The organism is Mitsuaria sp. GD03876, assembly GCF_029840635.1.
GTDB lineage: Bacteria > Pseudomonadota > Gammaproteobacteria > Burkholderiales > Burkholderiaceae_C > Roseateles.
In genome coordinates, this window is record NZ_JAOCCU010000017.1 from 97,801 (window position 1) to 120,733 (window position 22,933).

The 22,933-nt window shown below is 72.0% G+C and carries 22 protein-coding genes; 15 read left to right on the forward strand and 7 right to left on the reverse strand.

Annotated elements, in window-relative coordinates:
• The first annotated feature begins 112 nt into the window (after positions 1-112).
• Positions 113-871: a DeoR/GlpR family DNA-binding transcription regulator gene (locus tag N5D62_RS13030; protein ID WP_279758250.1), complete on the forward strand. Its 759-nt coding sequence runs from the start codon at positions 113-115 to the stop codon at positions 869-871.
• Here the strand turns inward: N5D62_RS13030 and N5D62_RS13035 are convergent, their stop codons facing one another.
• Positions 872-1,831, reverse strand: a complete 960-nt coding sequence (locus tag N5D62_RS13035; RefSeq protein WP_279758251.1) for a tetratricopeptide repeat protein — start codon at positions 1,829-1,831, stop codon at positions 872-874. It lies immediately after the preceding gene.
• Positions 1,832-1,992: 161 nt separating this feature from the next.
• Between N5D62_RS13035 and purE the strand changes: the two genes are divergently transcribed.
• From purE to N5D62_RS13090, 11 genes are all read left to right on the forward strand, one after another.
• Positions 1,993-2,457 (forward strand): 5-(carboxyamino)imidazole ribonucleotide mutase, encoded by a 465-nt coding sequence (gene purE / locus N5D62_RS13040; RefSeq protein ID WP_279758280.1) that lies wholly within the window; start codon positions 1,993-1,995, stop codon positions 2,455-2,457.
• The gene (locus tag N5D62_RS13045) at positions 2,457-3,617 is read left to right on the forward strand and encodes a 5-(carboxyamino)imidazole ribonucleotide synthase (RefSeq protein ID WP_279758252.1); all 1,161 of its coding nucleotides are present in this window, start codon (positions 2,457-2,459) and stop codon (positions 3,615-3,617) included. The genes purE and N5D62_RS13045 overlap by 1 nt, the downstream gene beginning before the upstream one ends.
• Before the next feature lie 11 nt (positions 3,618-3,628).
• Positions 3,629-4,621: an L-threonylcarbamoyladenylate synthase gene (locus tag N5D62_RS13050; protein WP_279758253.1), complete on the forward strand. Its 993-nt coding sequence runs from the start codon at positions 3,629-3,631 to the stop codon at positions 4,619-4,621.
• 22 nt (positions 4,622-4,643) lie between these two features.
• Entirely contained in the window at positions 4,644-5,582 is a 939-nt protein-coding gene (locus tag N5D62_RS13055) for an SGNH/GDSL hydrolase family protein (RefSeq protein ID WP_279758254.1), read from the forward strand.
• Positions 5,583-5,869: 287 nt separating this feature from the next.
• Complete coding sequence (locus tag N5D62_RS13060) at positions 5,870-7,267, forward strand: lipase family protein (protein WP_279758255.1); 1,398 nt, start codon at positions 5,870-5,872, stop codon at positions 7,265-7,267.
• 30 nt (positions 7,268-7,297) lie between these two features.
• Positions 7,298-7,996, forward strand: coding sequence for an OmpW family outer membrane protein (locus N5D62_RS13065; RefSeq protein ID WP_279758256.1), 699 nt, complete (start codon positions 7,298-7,300; stop codon positions 7,994-7,996).
• A 69-nt stretch (positions 7,997-8,065) separates the two neighbouring features.
• Complete coding sequence (gene tsaB / locus N5D62_RS13070; protein ID WP_279758257.1) at positions 8,066-8,821, forward strand: tRNA (adenosine(37)-N6)-threonylcarbamoyltransferase complex dimerization subunit type 1 TsaB; 756 nt, start codon at positions 8,066-8,068, stop codon at positions 8,819-8,821.
• Entirely contained in the window at positions 8,818-9,315 is a 498-nt protein-coding gene (rimI, locus tag N5D62_RS13075; RefSeq protein WP_279758258.1) for a ribosomal protein S18-alanine N-acetyltransferase, read from the forward strand. The genes tsaB and rimI overlap by 4 nt, the downstream gene beginning before the upstream one ends.
• The gene (locus N5D62_RS13080) at positions 9,312-10,262 is read left to right on the forward strand and encodes a uracil-DNA glycosylase (protein WP_279758259.1); all 951 of its coding nucleotides are present in this window, start codon (positions 9,312-9,314) and stop codon (positions 10,260-10,262) included. Before rimI ends, N5D62_RS13080 begins: the two co-directional genes overlap by 4 nt.
• On the forward strand, positions 10,263-12,368 hold the full coding sequence (locus N5D62_RS13085; protein WP_279758260.1) for an EAL domain-containing protein: 2,106 nt from the start codon (positions 10,263-10,265) through the stop codon (positions 12,366-12,368). It abuts the gene before it with no gap.
• Positions 12,369-12,451: 83 nt separating this feature from the next.
• Entirely contained in the window at positions 12,452-13,537 is a 1,086-nt protein-coding gene (locus N5D62_RS13090) for an SAM-dependent methyltransferase (protein ID WP_279758281.1), read from the forward strand.
• Between the two features lie 16 nt (positions 13,538-13,553).
• Here the strand turns inward: N5D62_RS13090 and N5D62_RS13095 are convergent, their stop codons facing one another.
• Together N5D62_RS13095 and N5D62_RS13100 are read right to left on the reverse strand one after the other, a co-directional pair.
• Positions 13,554-15,581 (reverse strand): S9 family peptidase, encoded by a 2,028-nt coding sequence (locus tag N5D62_RS13095; protein WP_279758261.1) that lies wholly within the window; start codon positions 15,579-15,581, stop codon positions 13,554-13,556.
• 95 nt (positions 15,582-15,676) lie between these two features.
• Positions 15,677-16,891, reverse strand: coding sequence for a multifunctional CCA addition/repair protein (locus N5D62_RS13100; RefSeq protein WP_347881812.1), 1,215 nt, complete (start codon positions 16,889-16,891; stop codon positions 15,677-15,679).
• Between the two features lie 173 nt (positions 16,892-17,064).
• Here N5D62_RS13100 and N5D62_RS13105 point away from each other — a divergent pair, with 173 nt between their 5' ends.
• Entirely contained in the window at positions 17,065-17,340 is a 276-nt protein-coding gene (locus tag N5D62_RS13105) for a hypothetical protein (RefSeq protein WP_279758263.1), read from the forward strand.
• A 69-nt stretch (positions 17,341-17,409) separates the two neighbouring features.
• Here the strand turns inward: N5D62_RS13105 and N5D62_RS13110 are convergent, their stop codons facing one another.
• Positions 17,410-18,117 (reverse strand): glutathione S-transferase family protein, encoded by a 708-nt coding sequence (locus N5D62_RS13110; protein ID WP_279758264.1) that lies wholly within the window; start codon positions 18,115-18,117, stop codon positions 17,410-17,412.
• A gap of 39 nt (positions 18,118-18,156) precedes the next feature.
• On the reverse strand, positions 18,157-20,232 hold the full coding sequence (locus N5D62_RS13115; protein ID WP_279758265.1) for a lytic transglycosylase domain-containing protein: 2,076 nt from the start codon (positions 20,230-20,232) through the stop codon (positions 18,157-18,159).
• Between the two features lie 11 nt (positions 20,233-20,243).
• Here N5D62_RS13115 and N5D62_RS13120 point away from each other — a divergent pair, with 11 nt between their 5' ends.
• Positions 20,244-20,861, forward strand: coding sequence for a 5-formyltetrahydrofolate cyclo-ligase (locus tag N5D62_RS13120; RefSeq protein ID WP_279758266.1), 618 nt, complete (start codon positions 20,244-20,246; stop codon positions 20,859-20,861).
• Between the two features lie 73 nt (positions 20,862-20,934).
• Here N5D62_RS13120 and N5D62_RS13125 read toward each other — a convergent pair whose 3' ends face one another.
• The gene (locus N5D62_RS13125) at positions 20,935-21,918 is read right to left on the reverse strand and encodes a LysR family transcriptional regulator (RefSeq protein ID WP_279758267.1); all 984 of its coding nucleotides are present in this window, start codon (positions 21,916-21,918) and stop codon (positions 20,935-20,937) included.
• Positions 21,919-22,044: 126 nt separating this feature from the next.
• Between N5D62_RS13125 and N5D62_RS13130 the strand changes: the two genes are divergently transcribed.
• Positions 22,045-22,398, forward strand: coding sequence for a DUF2917 domain-containing protein (locus N5D62_RS13130; RefSeq protein ID WP_279758268.1), 354 nt, complete (start codon positions 22,045-22,047; stop codon positions 22,396-22,398).
• Here the strand turns inward: N5D62_RS13130 and N5D62_RS13135 are convergent.
• Entirely contained in the window at positions 22,346-22,885 is a 540-nt protein-coding gene (locus tag N5D62_RS13135) for a TfoX/Sxy family protein (protein WP_279758269.1), read from the reverse strand. The two genes, N5D62_RS13130 and N5D62_RS13135, sit on opposite strands and share 53 nt — an antisense overlap.
• Between the last annotated feature and the right edge of the window lie 48 nt (positions 22,886-22,933).

A 22,933-nucleotide genomic window follows, 5' to 3' on the forward strand; every position in this document is an offset into this window, starting at 1 on the left:
CAAATGAATCCTCAAACTGTCACGAAGTTGCTGCGCGGGTTTGGGTGAATGCGGGGTCCGGCGTGGCGAGGCAAGCTCGCCGCCGGACAAGCCAAGGGAGAACAAGCGATCCATGTGGTCCCAGGAACGACACGACAAGATCCTGCTGCTGCTGCGGGAGCGGCACCGGCTGACGACGGACGAGGCGGCGCGCGAGCTGGGCGTGTCGCGCGAGACGGTGCGCCGCGACCTGATCGAGCTGGAGCAGGGCGGCAAGCTGGCGCGCGTGCATGGCGGCGCGGTGCAGTCCGAGGTGCCGGCCGAGGCCAGCTACGCGGAGCGCGCGCAGTCGCGCCGGCGGCAGAAGCAGGCGATCGCGCGCCAGGCGCTGACGCTGGTGAAGCCGGGAATGAGCCTGTTCATCGACGCGGGGTCGACGACGCACGCGCTGGCGCAGGCCCTGGCCCAGGCGCAGGAGCTGCGGGTGATCACGAACTCGGTGGCCGTGTGCGACGCGATGGCCGGCCGGCAGGGGCACGAGGTGCTGATGCTGGGCGGCGGCTACGTGCCGGAGACCTCGGCGACCTTCGGCGAGTTCACCGTGGCGGAGATCGCGCGGCACCGCGTCGACGTGGCCTTCGTGTCGCCGACGGCGCTGGACGCTCGCCAGGGCGCGATGAGCTACCTGTGGGCCGAGGTGGCGGTGGCCCAGGCGATGCTGGCGCGCGCGCGCCAGCGGGTGATGCTGGCCGATGCCAGCAAGCTGGGGCAGGGCAGCCGCATGCGGGTCTGCGACTGCGCCGACATCGACGTGCTGGTCACCGACGGCGAAGCCGATCCGCAGGAGCTGGAGCGGCTCACCCGCGCCGGGGTGGCGCGGGTGCTCTTCTGATCAGAACAGCGCCATGCTGAGCTTGCGGCGGTACTGGTCGACCAGCGGGTCGGCCGGGGCCACGGTGCTCGGGCCCGACAGCTGCAGGCCGCCGGCCTGGGGCGCCGCGCCGGCATGGGTGGGCTGCGCGGGCTTGGTCATCAGCTCCAGGATGGCCACGTAGGTCTTGCGCGCCAGCTGCTCGTTCCAGGCCTTGTCGCGCATGATGATCTCGAGCAGTTCGTCCATCGCGCCGGTGAAGTCGCGGCCCGCGAACAGGCCCTGCGCCAGCGCGAAGCGCGCGTCGAAGTCGCGCTTGTTGGCGCCGATGGCCGCCTGCAGCGCCGCCGGATCCAGGCCTTGCTCGGCCCGCTCCGCCGCGGCGATCCACGCGGCCAGCGCCTGGAAGCGCGCATGCGGCGTGATCGTGTCGGCGGCGCGGTGCGCGACCGGCTCGAACGCGGCCTTCGCATGCGCCAGCTGGTCGTCCTCCAGCAGCGCGCGGACCAGGTCGAAGCGCGCCGTCTCGTTGGCCGGATCGGCGTGCACCGCCGCCTGCAGCTTCTGCAGCGCGCCGTCGGCGTCGCCTTCCTCGAGCAGCGCCTGCGCCTCGGCCAGGTCCTCCTCGGCCTCCAGCGCCTCGCCGGTCGGGACGTGGCGGTCCAGGAACTCGCGGATCTGCGCCTCGGGGATCGCGCCGACGAAGCCGTCCACCGGCTGGCCGCCGACGAACATCACGCAGAACGGGATCGAGCGCACGCCGAAGGCCTGGCTCAACTGGGTCGCGATCTCCGGCTGGTCGTCGCTGTTGAGCTTGGCCAGCTTCCAGCGGCCGGCATAGGCCACCTCCAGCTTCTCCAGCATCGGGCCCAGCGTGCGGCACGGCCCGCACCACGGCGCCCAGATGTCCAGCAGCACCGGCTGCTGCATGGAGGCCTGCAACAGGTCGGCTTCGAAGTTTTGGAGGGTGATGTCGGTCATGGTGGGGGGAGGACGGCGGGGGCTGGCGACGTTCGCCAAGCGGCAAGAACGGCACCTGAGGCTGCCCGCCTACAATTCAAGGTTTCACGATTTGACAGATCGAGGACCGACCCGTGAGCAGCGCCACCACTCCCGCCATCGTCCCCGTCATCGGCGTGGTGATGGGCTCCAGCAGTGACTGGGAGACCATGAAACACGCCGCCGACATTCTGACCGAGTTCGGCGTGCCGTTCGAGGCGCGGGTCGTTTCCGCCCACCGCATGCCCGACGAGATGTTCCGCTACGCCGAGCAGGCCGAGGGCCGCGGGCTGCGCGCGATCATCGCGGGCGCCGGCGGCGCCGCCCACCTGCCGGGCATGCTGGCGGCCAAGACGCTGGTGCCGGTGCTGGGCGTGCCGGTGGCCAGCCGCCACCTGCAGGGCGTCGACTCGCTGCATTCGATCGTGCAGATGCCCAAGGGCATCCCGGTGGCGACCTTCGCCATCGGCACCGCCGGCGCGGGCAACGCGGCGCTGTTCGCCGTGGCCATGCTGGCCCGCGACAACCCCGGGCTGCGCGCGAAGCTCGACGCCTTCCGCCAGCGCCAGACCGCCGCCGCGACCGCGATGACCGAGGAGCTGCGCTGATGCCGCTGCTGCCGGGCGACGCCACGCTGGGCGTGCTGGGAGGCGGCCAGCTGGGCCGCATGTTCGTCCACGCCGCGCAGGCGCTGGGCTACCGCTGCGTGGTGCTCGACCCCGACGCGGCCAGCCCCGCCGGCGCCGTCGCGCAGGAACACCTGAAGGCGGATTACCTCGACCCGGCGGCGCTCGAGGACCTCGCGCGCCGCTGCGACGCGATCACCACCGAATTCGAGAACGTGCCGGCCCGCGCGCTGGAGCAACTGGCGCGCACGCGCGTCGTGGCGCCGGGCGCCGCGGCGGTCGCCGTCTGCCAGGACCGCGCCCGCGAGAAGGCCCACTTCGACGCCAGCGGCGTGCTCTGCGCGCCGTACGCGGTGCTGCGCGCCGCCGCCGACCTGGCGGCCGTGCCCGACGCGCTGCTGCCGGGCATCCTGAAGACCGCGCGCCTGGGCTACGACGGCAAGGGCCAGCGCCGCGTCGCCGACCGCGCGCAACTGGCCGCGGCCTTCGACGAGCTCGGCCGCGTCGAATGCGTGCTCGAGCAGATGCTGCCGCTCGCGCTGGAACTCAGCGTGCTGGTCGTGCGCGGCGCCGATGGCGAGGTCGTGACCTTCCCCGTCCAGCAGAACCTGCACCGCGACGGCATCCTGGCCGTCACCGAGGTGCCGGCGCCCGACGTCGACGCCGCGCTGCAGGCGCAGGCGCGCCAGTCCGCCGCGGCGATCGCCGCGGGCCTGGGCTACGTCGGCGTGCTGTGCGTGGAGTTCTTCGTGCTGAAGGACGGCCGGCTGGTCGTCAACGAGATGGCGCCGCGGCCGCACAACTCGGGTCACTACACGATGAACGCCTGCGACCTGTCGCAGTTCGAGATGCAGGTCCGCGCGATGGCCGGCCTGCCGCTGCGCGAGCCGCGGCTGCATTCGCCGGTGGTGATGCTGAACCTGCTGGGCGACCTCTGGTTCGACGCCGACGGCCGCGAGCGCGCGCCCGACTGGGCCGGCGTGCTGGCGCTGCCCGGCGCGGAGCTGCACCTGTACGGCAAGGCGCAGGCGCGCCAGGGCCGCAAGATGGGCCACCTGAACGTGATCGGCGCCACCGCCGCCGAGGCCCGCGCGAACGCGCGCCGCGCCTGCGCGCTGCTGGGCCTGCCGGACACGTGGTGACGGAGGCCGCGATGCTGCTGGACGGCCACTCGCCCGAGGACGTGCGCCGCACCGCGCGCGTGCTCGCCGAGGGCGGCCTGGCGGGCGTGCCGACCGAGACCGTCTACGGCCTGGCCGCGCGCGCCGACCAGGACGCCGCGGTGGCGGGGATCTTCGCCGCCAAGGGCCGGCCCAGCGACCATCCGCTGATCGTGCACGTGCTCGACGAGGCCGGCGCCCGCGTCTTCGCGCAGGACCTGCCGCCCGTCGCCCACCAGTTGATCGAGGCCTTCTGGCCCGGGCCGCTGACGCTGATCGTGCGGCGCGTGCCCGGCATCGCCGCGGCGGCCGCCGGCGGCCAGGACACGGTCGGCCTGCGCTGCCCGTCGCACCCGGTCTTCCGCGCGCTGATGGCCGAGTGCCGCGCCCTCGGCGTCGAGGGCCTGGCCGCGCCGAGCGCCAACCGCTTCGGCCGCGTCAGCCCGACGACGGCCCGCCATGTCGCCGACGAGTTCGAGCCCGGCCTGCCGGTGCTGGACGGCGGCGCCTGCGAGGTGGGCATCGAGTCGACGATCGTCGACGTCAGCCGCGGCGGCCTGGTGCTGCTGCGCCCGGGCGTGCTGACGCCGGAGCAGCTCGAAGCCGCGGCCGGGCAGCCTTTACAAGCCCCTGACGCACGCGCGCCACGCGCCTCGGGCACACTCGCGGCGCACTACGCACCGCACGCGACGGTCCGGCTGATGTCGACCGAGGCGCTGCGCGACGCGTTGTCGGGCGAGCGTCCGGCGGGGCTGGCGGTATATTCCCGCACGTTTTCGGCCGACGTCGCCGGGGCGGCGCCGGCGCTGCACCGCGCCATGCCGGCCCAGGCGCGGGCGGCGGCGCGACAGCTGTTCGCCGTCCTGCGCGAGCTGGACGCGGCGGGCGCCACGGAGATCTGGATCGAGGCACCTCCGCAAGAGGCAGCCTGGGATGGGGTGCGGGACCGCTTGTCCCGCGCGGCGGCGGCTTTCGCGCCCCGCTGAGTTTTCGAGATTTGGAGAGTTCATGAAGAGTTTGAAGCGCCACCTGGCCGTGCTGCTGGGTGCGACCGCGTTGCTGGCGGCCTGCGGCGGCGGCGGCGAGCAGATCGATCCGTTCAACCCCAAGCGCGTGATCGCCTTCGGCGACGAGGCCAGCACGCTGCGCGCCGACGGCACCAAGTACTCGATCAACGCCCTGGACACGACGACCGGCGCGCTGGTCTGCGGCGGCAACCAGATCTGGGTGCAGTCCGTGGCGGCGCGCTTCGGCCTGGTCTTCGGCCAGTGCAACCCCGACAAGCTGGCCACCCCGACCGCGCGCATGTACGCCGCGGCCGGCGCCAAGGTCGCCGACGTGGGCGCGCAGATCGATCGCCAGTTCGCGCTCGACGGCTTCAACAACAAGGACCTGGTCACCATCCTGGCCGGCGCCAACGACGTGCTGGAGCTGTACGCGCAGTTCCCCGCGCAGGACGCCGGCACGCTGGGCAACGCCGCGCAGGCCCGCGGCGAGGCGCTGGCCGCGCTGGTCAACCGCATCGTCGACGCCGACGGCCGCATCGTCCTGTCGACGGTGCAGGACATGGGCCTGTCGCCGTTCGCGATCAAGGAGAAGGCCGCGCACTCCGACACCGACCGCGCCGCGCTGCTGTCCGAGCTGTCGCGCCGCTTCAACGCCGGCATGCGGCTGAAGATCCGCAACGACGGCCACTACATCGGACTGATCCTCACCGACGAGCTGATGGGCACGATGAGCCGCTTCCCGACGGCGTACGGCGCGACCAACTCGGTCGACGGCGCCTGCCTGGCGAGCTCGCTGCCGCCGGTGTGCACCGACAAGACGCTGGTCGCCAACGCCACGGCCACCAGCCACATGTGGGCCAGCGACACGCTGATCGGTCCGGTGCTGCATTCCAACATCGGACTGCAGGCCATCAACCGCGCCACCTCCAACCCGTTCTGACCTTCCCGCGCTGAGCGTCGACGGCGACAAGGCGGGGTCACGCGACCCCGTCGAGTTCGCACATCGATGACGGCAGTGTTGCAACCGCGCCTCGATGGGGGCAGGTTGTGCGTCCCTCGACGCCTGGACCCTGGCATGCTGCCGCGTGTCAGGGTTTTCCTTTTGCGGACGCCGCGTGACGTGCGCTTACAGTGATCCCTGAGAAAAACGAACGACCGTTCGATTTAATGCCGCCCGCGATCGCCGGGACGGCATGAACGACGGAGACAACCCCTGGAGAAGTCCGAATGAACAGCCAATTCAAACTGGCCAGCCTGACCTTGGCCGCAGCGGCCATGCTGAGCGCCTGCGGTGGCGGCAGCAACGCGTCGAGCGACGATGCCCCGCCCGCGCGCGGCACGCTCGAACTGGGCCTGAAGGCCGGCGCGGCCACCGCCGCGCAGATCGACGCCGGCACGGCCGCCAAGGGCGTGCAGGCCATCAGCGGCAAGGCCGCCTGCGACGTCGACGTGCGCTACGTCTACTACTGGACCCGCGATCCCCAGGGCCTGCCGGCCACCGCGTCGGCCGCCGTGCTGGTGCCCGCGGGCACCGGCGCCAACTGCACGGGCAACCGCCCGGTGGTGCTGTACGCGCATGGCACGACGACGGACCAGGCCTTCAACATGGCCGACATCCAGAACAACGCCGAAGGCTCGCTGGTCGCCGCGTTCTACGCCGCCCAGGGCTTCATCGTCGTGGCGCCGAACTACATGGGCTACGACCGCTCGGGCCTGCAGTACACGCCCTACCTGAACGCCGAGAGCTCGGCGATGGACATGGTCGACGGCCTGCGCGCCGCCAAGACCCACCTGAACGCCGAGAGCGCGGTCAAGCCGTCGGCCAAGCTGCTGCTGGCCGGTTACTCGCAGGGCGGTCACGTCGCGATGGCCACGCAGAAGGTCATCGAGCGCGACTACGCGTCCGAGTTCACCGTCACCGCCGCCGCGCCGATGTCGGGCCCGTACAACCTGGTCAAGTTCGGCGACGTGATCAACACGACCGGCCCGGTCAACGCCGGCGCGACGCTGTTCCTGCCGCTGATGCTGACCAGCTATCAGAAGGCCTACGGCAACATCTACTCGACGCCGTCGGACGTGTACCAGTCGCCGTACGACAAGACCTCGGAAACGCTGTTCCCGTCCAAGCAGTCGATCGCGCAGCTGATCGCGGCCGGCAAGCTGCCCAACGACCCGACCTTCACCAAGCTGTTCGGCACCGGCGGCCTGCTGACCGACTCGTTCAAGACCGGCTACCTGGGCTCGAACTTCCGCAAGGCGCTGCAGACCAACACGCTGCTGGGCTGGACGCCCAAGGCCCCGGTCGCGCTGTGCGGCGGCGCGAACGACCCGACGGTGTTCTTCTTCAACACCACCGACGCCCAGCTGGACTTCGGTTCGCGCGGCAAGGCGGTGCCGGCGTCCAACCTGGAAAGCGCGGCCTCGATGAGCTGGGCCGGTTCGGTCACCGCGGCCACCATCGCCGGCGGCTTCGCGCAGGCCAAGGCGGCGACCTCCGCCGCGGCGGGCGGCGGCACGGCAGGCGCCGCGGCCGTGCAGGGCGCGTACCACGGGACCCTGGTCCCGCCGTTCTGCAACGCGCTGGCGCGTGGCTTCTTCCAATCGGTCCTGGCGGCCCAGCCCTGATCGCGCACGAGCAGCACGGAGACACCCTTCATGAAAAAGAACATCACCCTCATCCTGGCCGCTTCGCTGATGGCCATGGCCGGCGCCGCGCGCGCTGAAGAGCCGGCGGTCGGCACCCACACGTTCTACCTGGGCCTGGCCCACATCGACGTGAACAGCAAGGCCGCGCCGCTGGCCGGCGGCAGCCGCCAGTTCCCGGCCCCGGGCGCGCAGATCCGCGTCGGCGACGCCACCACCACCGGCTTCGGCTACACCTACCGCTTCGCGCCGCGCTGGAGCGGCGAGATCGTGCTGGGCATCCCGCCCTCGCACAAGATCTACGGCAACGGCGTGCTGGCCAACGCCGGCCAGATCGCGGTCGTGCGGCAGATGCCGCCGACGGTGTTCGTGAACTACCACCTCGGCGAATGGATCCCGAAGTTCCATCCCTTCGTCGGCGTGGGCGTGAACTACACCTACTTCGAGAAGAAGCGCAGCACGCCCACCGGCGACGCGATCAGCGGCGGCCCGACCCGGATCACGCTGGAGAACTCCTGGGGCGCCGCGGCGCACGCGGGCTTCACCGTGGCCTACACGAAGCAGTGGTCGCTGACCGGCACCGTCGCCTACGCGGATGTGCGCAGCAACATGCGTTCGTACACGACGACCAAGGACGGCGTGGAAGAGCTGCACACGAAGATCAACTTCCGCCCGATGGTCTACACGCTGTCGCTGGGCTACTCGTTCTGATCGACGCGTGACCCGCCCGGAGGGGGCTTGCCCCCGCCTTCGGCTGTCCCGGGCCACTACACTTGCCGCATGAGCGTGTTGCTGGCCCTGGATAGCTCGACCGAACACATGGCTCTGGCCCTCGTTGGCCAGGGCCATGCTGCTTTTTTGGACGCCGATGGCGGGACCCTGGCGTCCCGCCGGATCGTTCCTGACGCGATGGCGCTGCTGCGGCAGGCCGGCGTGCCGCTGTCCGCGGTGGACGCGGTCGCCTTCGGCCGCGGCCCCGGCGCGTTCACCGGGCTGCGCACGGCGTGCTCGGTGGCGCAGGGGCTGGCGCTGGGCGCCGGGAAGCCGGTGCTGGCGCTGGACAGCCTGATGCTGGTGGCCGAGGACGCGCGCGCCCAATGGCTCGCCGAGGGCGGCGACGACGCGGCGCTCGACGTCTGGGTCGCGATGGACGCCCGGATGAACCAGGTCTACCTCGGCCGCTATCGCTGGAACGGCACGCGCTGGACGACGACGTTCGAGCCGGCGCTGACCGACCTCGACCCGCTGCGCGCGCTGTGGCGCGACGCGCCGCCGGCGATTGTCGCCGGCACGGCGCTCGGCGCGTTCGAGCTCGACACCGGCGCCGCGCGCCGTTTTCCCGACACCGTCTCGCGCGCCCGCGCGCTGGGGGCGCTCGCGGCGCAGGCGTTCGACGCCGGGCTGGCCGAGGACGCCGCCCAGGCGCTGCCGCTGTACGTGCGCGACAAGGTGGCGCTGACCACCGCCGAGCGCGAGGCCGCCAAGGCCGCGTCCGGCGAATCGACCGCCGACGCGGCGGGCGGAGCGCCGAGATGAGCGCCCAGCCCAAGGACCTGGCCTGGCCGCCGTCGCTGCAATCGCTGCAGCCGCTGCGCGCGGTCGACCTGGACGAGGTGATGGCCATCGAGGGCGTCTCCTACAGCCATCCGTGGACGCGCGGCAACTTCATCGATTCGATGGCGGCGGGTTATGCCGGCTTCGTCATGCGCGACGAGCAGGCCCGGCTGTGCGGCTACTTCCTCGCGATGCAGGTGATCGACGAGATGCACCTGCTCAACATCACCGTCGAGCCGGCCCGGCAGGGCCAGGGCCTGGCGCGGCGCATGCTCGACGCGCTGGGGCTGCTCGCCCGCGCCCGCGGCTGCCACCAGGTCTGGCTGGAGGTGCGCGAGAGCAACCTCCGCGCGCGCCGCCTCTACGAGCGCTACGGCTTCGTGCAGAGCGGCCTGCGCCGCGGCTACTACCCCGGCACCGAGGGCCGCGAGGACGCGGTCCTGATGACGCTGCGCCTGACGGAGCCCGCCGCATGAGCTGGACCGATCGTCAGCGCGCGATGCTCGAGGCGATGGGCCTCAAGCTGTGGACGACCCCGGCGGGCGACGAGGCCGCGCCGGCCGTCCCGTCCGAACCGATGGCGCCCGCGGCACCGGTGCCGCGTGCCGCCGCTCCGGTGCCCGTCGCGGCGCCCGCGCCGCGCGAACCGGCCGGCGCCGATGTCGCGGTCGCGGAACCGCCCGCGCCGCGGCGCGCCGCCGAGCCGCCCGCGCCCCGCCGCGTGGCCGAGGTGCTGGCCAAGGCGCTGCCCGCGACGGCGCCCACGAGCGCTCCGGCGGACGCCGCCCCGGCGCGCGGACTGGCGCGCGAGGCGATCGCGCGGCTCGACTGGCCGGGCTTGCGCGACGAGGTCGCCCAGTGCCGCGCCTGCGGGCTGTGCGAGTCGCGCAAGAACACGGTGTTCGGCGTCGGCAACGAGCGGGCGCACTGGATGGTCGTCGGCGAGGCGCCGGGCGAGCAGGAGGATCTCAAGGGCGAGCCCTTCGTCGGCGCCGCGGGCCAGCTGCTCGACAGCATGCTGCGCGCGATCGGCCTGGGCCGCGGCGAGGGACCGCCCGAGCGCCAGGTCTACATCGCCAACACGCTGAAGTGCCGGCCGCCGCGCAACCGCAATCCGGATCCGGCGGAGCTCGCGCAGTGCGAGCCCTTCCTGCAGCGCCAGATCGAGCTGATCCAGCCGCGCATCATCCTGGCGATGGGCCGCTTCGCGGTGCAGCAGCTGCTGCGCAGCCAGGAGCCTATCGGCCGCCTGCGCGGCCGCGTGCACCGCTACCAGGGCGTGCCGCTGATCGTCACCTATCACCCGGCCTACCTGCTGCGCAACCTGCCCGACAAGGCGCGCGCCTGGGAAGACCTCTGCCTGGCGCTGAAGACGCACGACGAGACCCCGGCGCGCGACGCCGCCGGCCACGGAAGCGACTGAATGAACGCGCCGGTGCCGCCCGTGCCGCCGGCCAGTCCGGCGCCGTCCGCCGAGGACCAGGCGGCGCAGTTCCGGCTGCTCGCGGACAACGTGCCGGTGCTGATCGCGGTCTTCGACGCGGCCACCCGCACCTGCCGCTTCGCCAACCGCCAGTACGCGCGCAGCTTCGGCCTGGACGAACAAAGCGCCGTGGGCCGCACCTTCGCGCAGATCATCGGCGAGGAGGCCTCGCAGGAGATCGAGCCGCATGTGCAGCGCGTGCTGCGCGAGCGCGTCACCGTCAGCTACGAGCGCCGGCTGGAGCGCCGCGACGGCCGGCCGCACTGGATCGAGGTCAACCTGATCCCCTACGTCCCGCCCGGCGAGACCGAGGTGCAGTCCAGCTTCGTGCTGATCTCCGACATCACTCGCTTCCGCGAGGCCGAGCTGGCGGTGCGCGAGTCCGAGGACCGGCTCGGCAAGTTCATGCAGGCGTCGATGGAGGGCATCGTCTTCCACCGCGACGGCATCGTCACCGACGCCAACCCGCCGATCTGCGAGCTGATCGGCTGGCCGCTCGAGGCGCTGGTCGGCCGCACCGCGCTGTCGCTGATCGCGCCGGACCAGGTCGACACCGTGCGCGCGGTGATGGAGGCCGGCAAGGAGACGCGCTACGCCACCGCGATCCTGCATCGCGACGGCACGCGCATCGACGTCGAATTCATCGTCCGCACCCTGTGGCGCAACGGCGAGCGGCTGCGCATGACGATCGTGCGCGATCTGCGGCCGCATCTCGAGGCGGTAGCCCGCATCCAGCACTTGGCGCAGCACGATCCGCTGACCGGGCTGCTGAACCGCGCGACCTTCATGGAGCGGCTGCGCGAGCGCCTGTCGCAGGGCCCGGCGCGGCGCGCGGCGCTGCTGTTCATCGACCTGGACAACTTCAAGCGCGTCAACGATTCGCTGGGCCACCTCGAAGGCGACCGCGTGCTGCAGACCGTCTCCGAGCGGCTGCGCGGCGGCCTGCGCGGTTCGGACCTGGTGGCGCGCTTCGGCGGCGACGAGTTCGTCGTGCTGCTCGACGATGTGCACCAGCGCAAGGACGTGCAGACGGTGCTCAACGCGCTGCTCAGCGTCGTCGAGGTGCCGGTGCAGGCCGACGGGCGCGACCTGTCGGTGACGCCGTCGATCGGCGTGGCGATGTACCCGGAACACGGCGAGTCGCCCGAGGAGCTGCTGCAGCATGCCGACACCGCGATGTACCTGGCCAAGACCGCCGGCCGCGCGACCTACCGCTTCTTCGAGCAGGCGATGGCCGAGAACGCCTACGCCGACCTGGTGCTGGAGAGCGAGCTGGCGCAGGCGCTGACGGCCGACGAGTTCGTGCTGTTCTACCAGCCGCAGGTCGACGCGCGCTCCGGCGCGCTGGTCGGGGCCGAGGCGCTGCTGCGCTGGCGCCATCCGCAGCGCGGGCTGCTGACGCCGGACGCGTTCATCGTCGTCGCGGAGCGCCATCGGCTGATGCTGCCGCTGGGCGAATGGGTGATGTACGAGGCGGCGCGGCAGACGCGCGCCTGGCATGAACGCGGCGTGGCCGCGGTGCCGATCGCGGTCAACCTGTCCAGCATGCAGTTCCGGCTGACCAGCTTCTCCAAGTCGGTGGCCCATGTGCTGAAGACGGCCGGCGTGCCGGGCGAGTGGCTGGAGCTCGAGCTCACCGAGCGCATGCTGACCGACGAGATCGACCGCCTGCCGGAGCTGCTGCAGACGCTGCGCTCGCAGGGGCTGGCGATCTCGATCGACGACTTCGGCACCGGCTACACCGCGCTGAATCAACTGACCCGGCTGCCGCTGGACAAGCTCAAGATCGACCAGAGCTTCGTCGCCGTGCTGCCGGAGGACCGCGGCGCCGCGGCGATCACCCGCGCGATGGTGCAGATGGCCAAGGGCCTGGGCCTGCGCGTCGGCGCCGAAGGCGTGCGCAACGCGCGGCAATGGCACCTGCTGGCCGAATGGGGCTGCGACGAGCTCCAGGGCGAGGTGGTCGCGCCGGCGATGCCCGCCGAGGAATTCGAGGCCTGGCTCGCCCAACGCGGCGCGCCGACGCTTCCCGGACTGGACACATGACTTCGAAGACGCCTGATCCCCGCCGCCCGAATGGCGCGGCGGTTGCCCCCGCCGGACCGCCGGTCCATGCGACCGATCCCGCGATGGCCGCGCTGCTGCGCGACGAGATCGCCGCCGCGGGCGGCTGGTTGCCATTCGACCGCTACATGAGCCTGGCGCTGTACGCGCCGGGGCTGGGGTACTACGCCAACGCGCGTCGCAAGTTCGGCACGATGCCGCAGCAGGGCTCGGACTTCGTGACCGCGCCGGAGCTGTCACCGCTGTTCGGGCGGGCGCTGGCGCGGCAGGTGGCGCAGGCGCTGGCCACCAGCGGCACCGACACGGTGATCGAGTTCGGCGCCGGCAGCGGCGCGCTGGCGGAGCAACTGCTCGAGACGCTGGACGCGCTGGGGCAGCCGGTGTCGAAGTACTTCATCGTCGACCTGTCGGGCTCGCTGCGCGCGCGCCAGGCCGAGCGGCTGGCGCGTTTCGCGCCGCGGGTCGAATGGCTGGACCGCTGGCCCGACGAGATCCACGGCGTGCTGGTCGCCAACGAGCTGCTGGACGCGATGCCGGTGGACCTGGTGTGCTGGGACGGCGCGCGATGGCTGCAACGCGGCGTGGGCCTGGACGAGCAGGGCGCGCTGCGCTTCGTCGACCGGCCCGGCGACGCGCGTCCGCCGACGCCGCCGGAGCACGATGTGGGGTTCGTGCCCGGCACGGTGACCGAGGTCCATCCGCAGGCCGAGGCTTTCGTCCGCACGCTGGCGGAGCGCCTGAAGCGCGGCGCGGCCTTCTTCCTCGACTACGGCTTCCCCGAGGCCGAGTACTACCACCCGCAGCGCACCGGCGGCACGCTGATGTGCCACCACCTGCACCGGGCCGATCCCGATCCGCTGGCGCTGCCGGGGCAGAAGGACATCACGACGCATGTGAACTTCACCGGCATCGCGCTGGCCGGGCAGGACGCGGGGCTGATGGTGCTGGGCTACACGAGCCAGGCGAATTTCCTGATCAATTGCGGCCTGGTCGAGCTGCTGGCCGAGGCCGACCTGCCGCGGCGCGCGATGGCGCACCGGCTGATCGCCGAGCACGAGATGGGCGAGCTGTTCAAGGTGATCGGCTTCGCGCCGGGCGAGGGTTTCGACGCGCTGGGGTTCAGCGCGGGGGATCGGTCGCACACGTTGTGAGCGGGCCCGGACGGGCTCAGGCCGGCGCGGCGCCGACGGGACCGAGGTGCCTGCCCAGGAACGCGAGCAGTTCGCCGTAGTAGCGGCGCTTGTCGGACGGCCAGAACAGCCCGTGCCCCGCGCGCGGGAGCGGCAACCATTCCACCGCCTTGCCGCTGCGGCGCATGGCCTTGAGCATGTTCTCGCTCTGGCCGGGCAGGACGCGCCGGTCGAGTTCCCCGTGGACCAGCAGAAGGGGCGCCTCGATGCGGCCCACGTGGTGGATCGGCGACACGGCGTCGAGCTGCTGGCGCGCGGTCGCCGGATCCCCGACCAGGCGGCGGCGCAGGCGCCGGGTTTCAGCGTTGGCGTCGTCGTTCCAGCTGATGGTCAGGAAGTCCGTCAGGTCGCTGACGCCGGCGAAGCTCACGCCGCACCGGTACAGCTTGGGCGTCTTGACCAAGCCCCACATCGCCGCGTAGCCGCCGTAGCTGGCGCCGACGATGGCCAGTCGCGATGGATCGGCGATGCCGCGGTCGATCAACTGCTGCACGCCGTCGGTGATGTCGTCCTGCATCGACAGCCCCCATTGGCGGTAGCCCGCTTGCGCGAACGCGTGTCCGAAGCCGGTCGAGCCGCGGAACTGCGGCTGGAACACCGCATAACCCGCCGCAGCCAGCATCTGGACTTCCGGGTCCCACTGCCAGGCGTCGCGCACCCAGGGGCCGCCATGGATCAACACGACCGTCGGCGCGGGACCGTCCCCGGCGGGGCGGGTCAAGTAGGCTGGCACGCTCAAGCCGTCACGCGCCGGGTAGCGGTAGGCCTCCATCGGCCGCATGCGCGCGGTGTCGACGCGGGGCCGGGCGACGCCCACCTCGGCGATCTGCCGCGTGGCGGTGTCCAGCCGGTACCAGCGGCCGGCTTCGACGTCGCTGCGGCTGTGCACGAGCACCATGCCGTCCTTGTTGCCCGAGAGCGCGTTGAGCGTGCCGGGCAGGGCCGCGTCGACGGACTTCTGCAGGCGGGCCCAGCCCGCGTCGAACCAGTAGGTCTGCCGCTTCAGGCCATTGGTGACGACCTTGCCCACCCGCTCCTCGGTCAGGCCCACGGTGGCGAGGATGTCGTCGGTCGCATGGCCCGCCATCAGCTCACCGAGGCGCCCCTGCGCCGGGTCGTAGCGGAAGACCCCCAGCGCGTCGCGATCGCCGCGCGTCTGCACGGCGATCGTGCCGTCGTCGAGCACCTGCAGCGGCTGCCAGACTGCCTCGAAGTCGGTCGACTCCTCCAGCTTGCGCCACTTCGCGCCCGGCTGGTCGCTTCGGTACCACTGCGTGAAGCGTTGCTCGCCGGTCCATCGCGACGCGTCCTTGGTGGTGGCGGCGCGCAGGCGCCCCTTCGAATCGAACGCGACGCCGATGATGACGTCGGGCAAGTCGATGTCGTTCTTGAGCCGCGCGCCGGTGCGCAGGTTCACCACGTGCAGCTCGTCGCCGCGCGCCACCAGCAGCCGCTCCGCGCCGTCATCGGCGTCGTCCAGCCGCATCACGAAGAAACCATCCAGCGCGCGGACCATCGCGCCCGCCGGGGTCAGCACGAACGATTGCCCGTTGCTCATGCGCAGCACCAGCAGCGCCTGGCCGATCCAGCGGACATCCTCCGGGTAATAGCCGTTCAGCATCCAGCGGCCGGCGACGCGGGTCGTGGGGGTCAGCGGCAGCACCTTCCCGGTGGTGAGGTCGACCACGTACGCCAGCGCGATGCCGCCGCCGTAGCCGACCGCGGCGAGATGCTGCCCATCGGGCGAGAGGTCGGCGCGCGCCATCGCCGGCATGTCCAGCCAGACCGCCATCGGATCCTTGTCGTCCGGCTCCTCGGCCGCCGTCGGCGCTTCGCCGTCCGGTGGCGTCTCCGGCTCCGCGGCGAGCACGCCCCCGGCCCAGGGGCCGGCGGCCGACAGCGCGGCGGCGCGCACCCATCGTCGGCGCTGCGCCGCGAACGGACTCAAGGCATCGCGATCGCTGCCGTCGAGCGGCGCGTGCTTGTCGTGCTTCTCCCTGGACATGGCGCGGACTGTAGAGGCGTCCGCAGCCGTGGCGGGGGGGCCGTGCTTCGTCGTTTTCCCGGGGAAGCCCTCGAGGGAGGGGGAGGGCGCGCCGTTCAGCGCACCGCGCGGATCGCCGCCAGCCGCGCGGCGTGGATCTCCTGGCCGATCGCCGGCCCCTTCTTGCCGGCGGCCAGCGCCGCGGCCGAGATCGCCGACTGGTCGACCGCCTGCACCGCGCGAAGGTCCGTCAGCAGCGACTCGCGCTGCGGATATGGCCGGTCGCGCAGGCCGGCGCGGCCGCGGGCGTCGCACTCGCAGGCCAGCAGCAACTGCGCGAAGCGCTCCGGCCGGCGCAGCGCGTCGCAGCGCTCGATCAGGCGCAGCCGCGCCTCGGGCGTGAAGGCCAGGCTCTGGTGGACATTCGTGTGCTCGCGCGCGACCAGCTCCGCCAGCTCCTTGCAGTCCGACGGCACGCGCCAGCGCTGCGACAGCGCCGCCGCCAGCTCGACGCCGCGCGACTCGTGCTTCAGGTGGCGCGGCCATTCCTCCTCGGGCGTGGTGCCCTTGCCGAGGTCGTGGCACAGCGAGGCGTAGCGCACCGGCAGCGGCGCGGACACGCGCGCGCATTCCTCGAGCACCAGCAGCAGGTGCGCGCCGGTGTCGACCTCCGGGTGGTGGGCCGGCGGCTGCGGCACGCCGAACAGGCGGTCCAGTTCCGGCGCGATCCGCGCCAGCGCGCCGCTGTCGCGCAGGATCTCGATCATCCGCGCCGGGTGTTGCTCCATCAGGCCGCGGGCGATCTCCTGCCAGACGCGTTCGGCGACCAGCGCGTCGGCCTCGCCGGCGGCGACCATGTCGCGCATCAGCGCCATCGTCTCCGGCGCGACCGAGAAATCGCCGAAGCGCGCCGCGAAGCGCGCCAGCCGCAGGATCCGCACCGGATCCTCGGCGAACGCCGGCGACACATGGCGCAGCACCCGGGCCTCCAGGTCCCGCCGGCCGCCATACGGATCGACCAGCGAACCGTCTTCGGCCTGCGCCATCGCGTTGATCGTCAGGTCCCGGCGGGCCAGGTCCTGCTCAAGGGTGACGTCGGGGGCCGTGTGGAACTGGAAACCGTGGTATCCGGATCCGGTCTTGCGCTCGGTCCGGGCCAGGGCCACTTCCTCATGGGTCCGCGGGTGCAGGAACACCGGGAAATCTTTACCGACCGGCTGAAAACCCTGGTCGATCAAGGACTTGGGTGAGGCACCGACCACCACCCAATCCCGGTCCTGGACCGGCAGGCCGAGCAGGGCGTCCCGGACGGCGCCCCCGACGAGAAACATCTGAACACTCATGTTGCGGCGCAGCATCCCCAAGGATGGGGGTAGCTCACGTAGGCTGTGACTCCGTATATTCACCAATGCCACCTGCACACCAGTGCCTGTTCGAGCAGGCCAACTACCGAGAGAGACGCTTGTAGTCAGGCAGGGCGGCAAAAGCAGTAGGGAGTTTATGAATGAAGTCTGTTCTTCTCCTCCTGCTGGGCGGAATTGGTCTCGCCGCCCAGGCGCAGGAACAGCCGGCGCCGGAAGCCCCCCAGCTCCACGTCGCCGCTGACAGCAGTTTTGTCCAGCAAAGCCAGGCGGCCCCCGCCCAGCTGCCGGATGTCAATGAACAGGAAGGCGCGGACGCCATCGTCCCGTCCTTCGTGACCCAGCCCCAGAACCAGGCCATGATGCTCGGCGGCTTGCTGGCCGCCGGCTTCCTGGTCCGCCGCCGCCGCGATCACTGATCGCGACGGTCCACCTCGCCGCTTCCCGCCGCCTGCCCGCACAGGTGTCCGGAAGCGGTTTTTCATGAGTCAGTCCAACGCGCGCAGCACCGGCACCGGGCCGCTGACGTCGCGATAGGGCTCCTCGAAGTCCAGGAAATCCTTCTCCGCCATCGCGTCCGCGATCCACTCGCGCACGCCCGGCGCCGCTTCCACGCGCTCGACGTAGGCCCGCAGCGACGGCGGCAACGGCAGGCCGTAGCGCGTCACCCGCATCACCACCGGCGCGAAGAAGGCGTCGGCCGCGCCGAACTCGCCGAACAGGAAGGGCCCGCCGCTGTCGGCCAGCGCGTCGGTCCAGAGCTCGACCACCCGGTCCAGGTCCTTGCGCAGGCCGGGGTGGGCGGCCAGCAGCCGGGGCCCGACCGTGCCCAGGTCGGCATCGATGTTCATCATGCAGTGGCCGCGCAGCTGGCCGAAGCCGCTGTGCATCTCCGCGCAGAGGCTGCGCGCCCGCGCGCGCTGGCGGGCGTCGCGCGGCCAGACGCCCTTGTCGGGGAAGCGCTCGGCCAGGTACTCGACGATCGCCAGCGTGTCCCAGACCGCGAAGCCGTCGTCGACCAGCACCGGTACCTTGCCGGTCGGTGTCACCGCGCCGACCTCGCGGTAGAAGGCCGAATCCGGCGTGAAGTCGAAGCGGACCACCCGCTCCTGGAAGTCGATGCCCAGCGCCTTCATCAGCACCCAGGGGCGCATCGACCAGGACGAGTAGTTCTTGTTGCCGACGATCAATTGCATGCGGAAAGCTCTCTCCGTTGGGGGGGATGGATCGGGGGCTCAGTTCGTGCCGTTGGCCGGGATGTCGGGCGCCGAGGCGGCCGCCGGGCCGATGACGCGGCCGAGCCGGTCGCGCAGCACCGTGCCGCCCTCGCGGCCCATCAGCTGCGCGTAGATCGTCGCGTTGGACAGCACCTTGCGCACATAGTCACGGGTCTCCCAGATCGGGATGTTCTCGGTCCAGACCGCGGCGTCGAGCTGCGGCCCCTCGCGCCAGCGGCGCGGCCGGTTGGGCCCGGCGTTGTAGGCCGCCGCGGCCATCGCCTGCGAACCGTCGAAGCTGTCCATCACCAGCTTCAGGTAGCCGGTGCCCAGGCGCAGGTTGGTGTCACGGTCATGCAGCATGTCGGGCCGGAACTCGACGCCCAGCTTGCGGGCCGTCCACTTGGCCGTCGCCGGCATCACCTGCATCAGCCCGCCGGCGCCGACGTGCGAGCGCGCGTCCATCATGAAGCGCGACTCCTGGCGGATCAGCCCGTAGACATAGGCCGGGTCCAGGCCCACCGCCGTCGACTGCTTGAGGACGTCGGCGCGGTAGGGCATCGGGAAGCGCTGGGCGAGGTCGATCTCGGTCTTCGTGCGTTCGCTGGTCTGGATGCAGCGCTCCCAGAGCTCGCGCTCGCAGGCCGCCTGCGCGACGGCCAGCAGCTCGCGGTCGGAGAGGCCGCGCAGGCTGAAGTTCCATTCGCGCTGGCCCTCGCCGCGCAGCCCGACCGCCAGCAGCTGCAGCGCGCGCTGGATGCCCGGCATCGCCAGCGCGGCCGCGCGTTCCTGCGCGCTGAGGTCGGCGGGCGTGGGCGGCAGCGGCAGGCGCAGCTTCAGTTCGTCGGCGGCGAGCTTGCCGTAGAAGCTCAGCGGCGAGGCGATCGCGCGCAGCGACTCCTGGGCCTCGCGGCGTTGCGCGTCGCCGGCCGCGCCGTTGGCGGCGAGCTGCTGCTGCGCCTTGGCGCGCCAGTACTGCCAGACGATGTCCTTCTGGTCGGCCGGCTTCATCAGCGCGATCGCCGCGACCAGTTGCTCCGGGCGGCTCGCGCCGGCGTCGCCGCGCAGCGCGGCGCGCGCGATCCAGCCGACCGTCTCGTCGCTCCACTCGAGCGGGCCGCCCAGCCTGGCCTGCAGCTTCATCGCGCGCTCGAAGTGGTCGTTGGCCTCGTCCTTGAGCCGCAGCGCCGCCTGGCGGCCGTACTGGGCCCACAACCACGCCGACAGGTCGTTGGGCAGCTTCGGCGCCCAGCGGCGCACCTCGTCCTCCGACTTGTCGAAGTCGGTCGCCATCAGCCGCATCAGCGCCAGCAGCGTCAGCTCCGCCTTGGCGCGCGGCGACGCGCCGGCCTTCTTCTTCAGGTAGCGGTCGGGCTTGTCGTACAGCTCGGCCACGGCGTCCTGCTCCGGCTTGGACAGCAGCGAGGCCGTCTGCTTCACCGCCCGCGGCTTGATGGTCTCCACGACCAGCCGCAGCTTGCGCCAGACGTCGGCGTCCTTGAACTCGCCGTTCTCGCGCAGCGTCGACGCCAGCATGTGGCAGCCCTCGTCCGCGTCGCGTTGCGCGAACCAGGCGGCGCGCGCGGTCTCGCGCAGGTCGCGCTTCGGGGGATCGGCCAGCAGCGTGTAGCAGACGACCTCGCGGTCGTCCTGCATCTTGTAGGCGGCGAGGTCGCGCCGGAAGTTGGCCCAGTCGCGGCGGCGGCCCAGCTCCAGCAGCCAGTCGTTGCGCAGCCGGTCCTCGACGTAGGCACCCGGCCAGCGCGCGTAGAACGCGTTGACCTCGGGTTGCTGCGCCTCGGACAGCCGGGCGTTGAGGTCCCAGTAGTCGAACCACGGCGCCAGCGGATGCTGCTGGTCGAGCGCGACCTGGCGCATCGCGGCGAGCCGCGAGCGGTCGCGGGTGCGCCAGGCCTCGCGGGCGTCGGTGACCAGGTCGGGCAGCGGTGGCGGCGGGTTGGGCACGACGGCGAAGGTCGTGGCCGACTGCGCGGCGGCCGGGGCCGACGCCAGCGCCAGCAAGGTGGCCAGCGCGCCGAAGGCGGCCCCGGTGGCGGAGGCGAGGGCGGTTACAGTGATCCGAGCGAACTTCATGCCGAACTGCGATGAGTGACTCCCCCACGGCCCCCGATGCCGCCGGCGCAACCGGCAAGACCTGGCCCCATGAGCGAAGCGAATTGCGCCGCGCCTTGTTGGCGCGCCGCCGCGAATGGTGGGCCGGCGCCGAGGCGCGTCTCGCCGCCGACAAGCTGGGCGAGCAGCTGCTTGTGCTGCTGCGCCAGCTCGAGCCGCTGAGCCTCGGCCTGTACTGGCCGCTGGAGGGGGAATTTAACGCAGCGGCCTGGGCCGCGACGCACAAGCTGGGGGGAGAGATGCAACTGGCGCTGCCCTTCGCGCGCAAGGCGGGCGACCGCGGGCCGGCGTCGATGGAATTCCGCCGCTGGGACGGCCGCGAGCCGGCGCTCAAGGACGAGTGCGGCATTCCCAGCACCAGCGGGCCGGTGCTGGTGCCCGAGGTGCTGCTGGTGCCCTGCCTGGGCTACACGCGCGAGGGCTTCCGGCTCGGCTACGGCGGCGGCTACTTCGACCGCTGGCTGGAGGCGCATCCCGGCGTCACCACGATCGGCGTGGCCTGGCACTGCTGCGAGGCGCCCTTCGAGGTCCAGCCGCACGACCAGGCGATGACCGTCGTGCTGACCGAGCGCGAAGTCATCGCGCCTTGACCTCCCGCTGACCTCGCCTTGACGCCGACCCCGTCGACGACGGGGCGCCCGTGGCCGCCGTCGGACCGGGCGATCAACCCGAGCGATCGTCCTCGATCGGATCGGGCTCGCCGATCGCGCGGCGCGTGAGCGCGGCCTGCTCGGCGATCCATCGCGCGAACTCCACCACCTCCGGCCGCGCGCGGCCCTGCGGCGACAGCACCAGCCAGTAGACCGTCGGGCAGTCGGTGCGGCCGGCCATGCCGAAGGGCTCGACCAGCTCGCCGCGCTGCAGCGCCTCGTAGACCAGCGGCAGCCGCGCCAGCGCCACCGCCTGGCCCGACACCGCCGCCTGGATCTGCTGGTAGGTGAAGTTCAGGTACATCCAGCGCCGCGGCTGCAGCTCCGGCGCGCCGTGCAGCGACAGCCAGCGCCGCCAGCTCAGGAAGATGCCGCTGGGACGCTGGTCGTCCTCCTCGGCCAGCGTGTACTGGCGCAGGTCGGCCGCCTGGTTCAGCGGCGGGCCCTGGCCGTCGCGCGCCTGCGCCGCCACCCACGGATTCACCACCGGCGTGAGCATCTCGCCGAACATCCGCTGCGCCGTCGGCGACACGCGGTTGGGCGCGGCGTAGCGCAGCGCGAGGTCGAATTCGCTGTCGTCCATCTCCACCAGCTGGTCCAGCGCGGAGACGCGGATGTCCATGTCCGGGTGCTCGCGCTGGAACGCCTCCAGCCGCGGGATCAGCCACAGCGACGCGAACGAGGCGAAGGTCGTCACGTTGATCACGCGGCGGCCGCGGGTCGAGCGGATCTGCCGGACCATGCCGTCCAGCCGCTCCAGCATCGGCTCCACCGCCGTCAGCAGCAGTTTGCCGTCGGGCGTCATCTCGACGTGGCGGGTGCCGCGCAGGAACAGCGTCGCGCCCAGTTCCTCCTCCAGCGCCCGGATCTGGCGGCTGACGGCGGACTGGGTCAGGAACAGCTCCTCGGCGGCGGCGCTGAAGCTCAAGCGGCGGGCGACCGCCTCGAAAGCGCGCAGCGGACCGACGGCGAGCGGGCGGTGGCGGGCGGGATTCATGCGCGGATGGTATCAATCGACGCATCAAGACTCATTGGACCGGCGTGCGGGTCAACCCTAGGATTGCACCATGTCCACGAGGAAAGCCGCCAGTGCGCGGAGCGCCCGCCGGACTGGGAGCCGATCATGAACGTCATGCAAAAGTCATCAATCCAGGTCACTCGCGACGATGCCGCGTGGGCGTTGTCGCCGGGCGAGGCGATGAGCCTGCCGATCGGCCCGGGCCGGCGCGAGCTGCATGTGCTCGAAGGCCGCGTCTGGGTGACGCAGCGCGGCGACCTGTCGCTGCCGGCGCAGGACTTCTGGCTGTCCGCCGGCGAGACCCTCGAGGTCGACAGCGGCGCCGAGCTGGTCGTCGAAGCCTGGCCGGCCGCCCGCTTCCAGCTGCTGGTGCCGCCGCAGGCCTGCCAGGCCCGGCAGGCGAGCGTCAGCCGCCGGCCTTCCTTCGGCCTGTTCGGCCAGCGCCTGGCGAACGCGTGACCGGGGGAGCGGCGGCCTTGACGGGCTTCACCTTCTTCTCGGTGCTGGGCTCGGCGGTCGTGCCGGCCCTCTTCTTCGGGGTGCTGGCCTTCGCCTTCGCGTTCGCGGAGCGCAAGGCCGACTCCATCGCCAGCCGTCCCCAGGGCAGCATCAGCGCGGGCGACTCCAGCGTCTCCTCCGGCGGCCGGAAGTAGTTCAGGCTGGCGACCTCCTGCCGGCCGTCCTTGCCGCTCTTGGCGTACTGGAAGGGCGCGCAGCCCGCCTCCAGGTAACGCGGCTGGCTGAGCGCGTCGGCCTTCAGGTACAGCTCGTCGCGGCTGATGATGGCCAGGAACAGCCCGTCCACGTACAGCCCGAAGCCGCCGAACATCCGCCGCGCCAGCACCGGCCCCAGCGGCGCGAGCAGCTCCATGCAGTGATTGGCGAAATCGCCGCCCGCGCCGCTGACGCGGCGGACGGTTCCCGTGGTGGTGGTGCCTCGTGCCATGGCGCCGACTCTAGCGCCGGGGTCGCCACGCGGCCACAATCGCCGCTT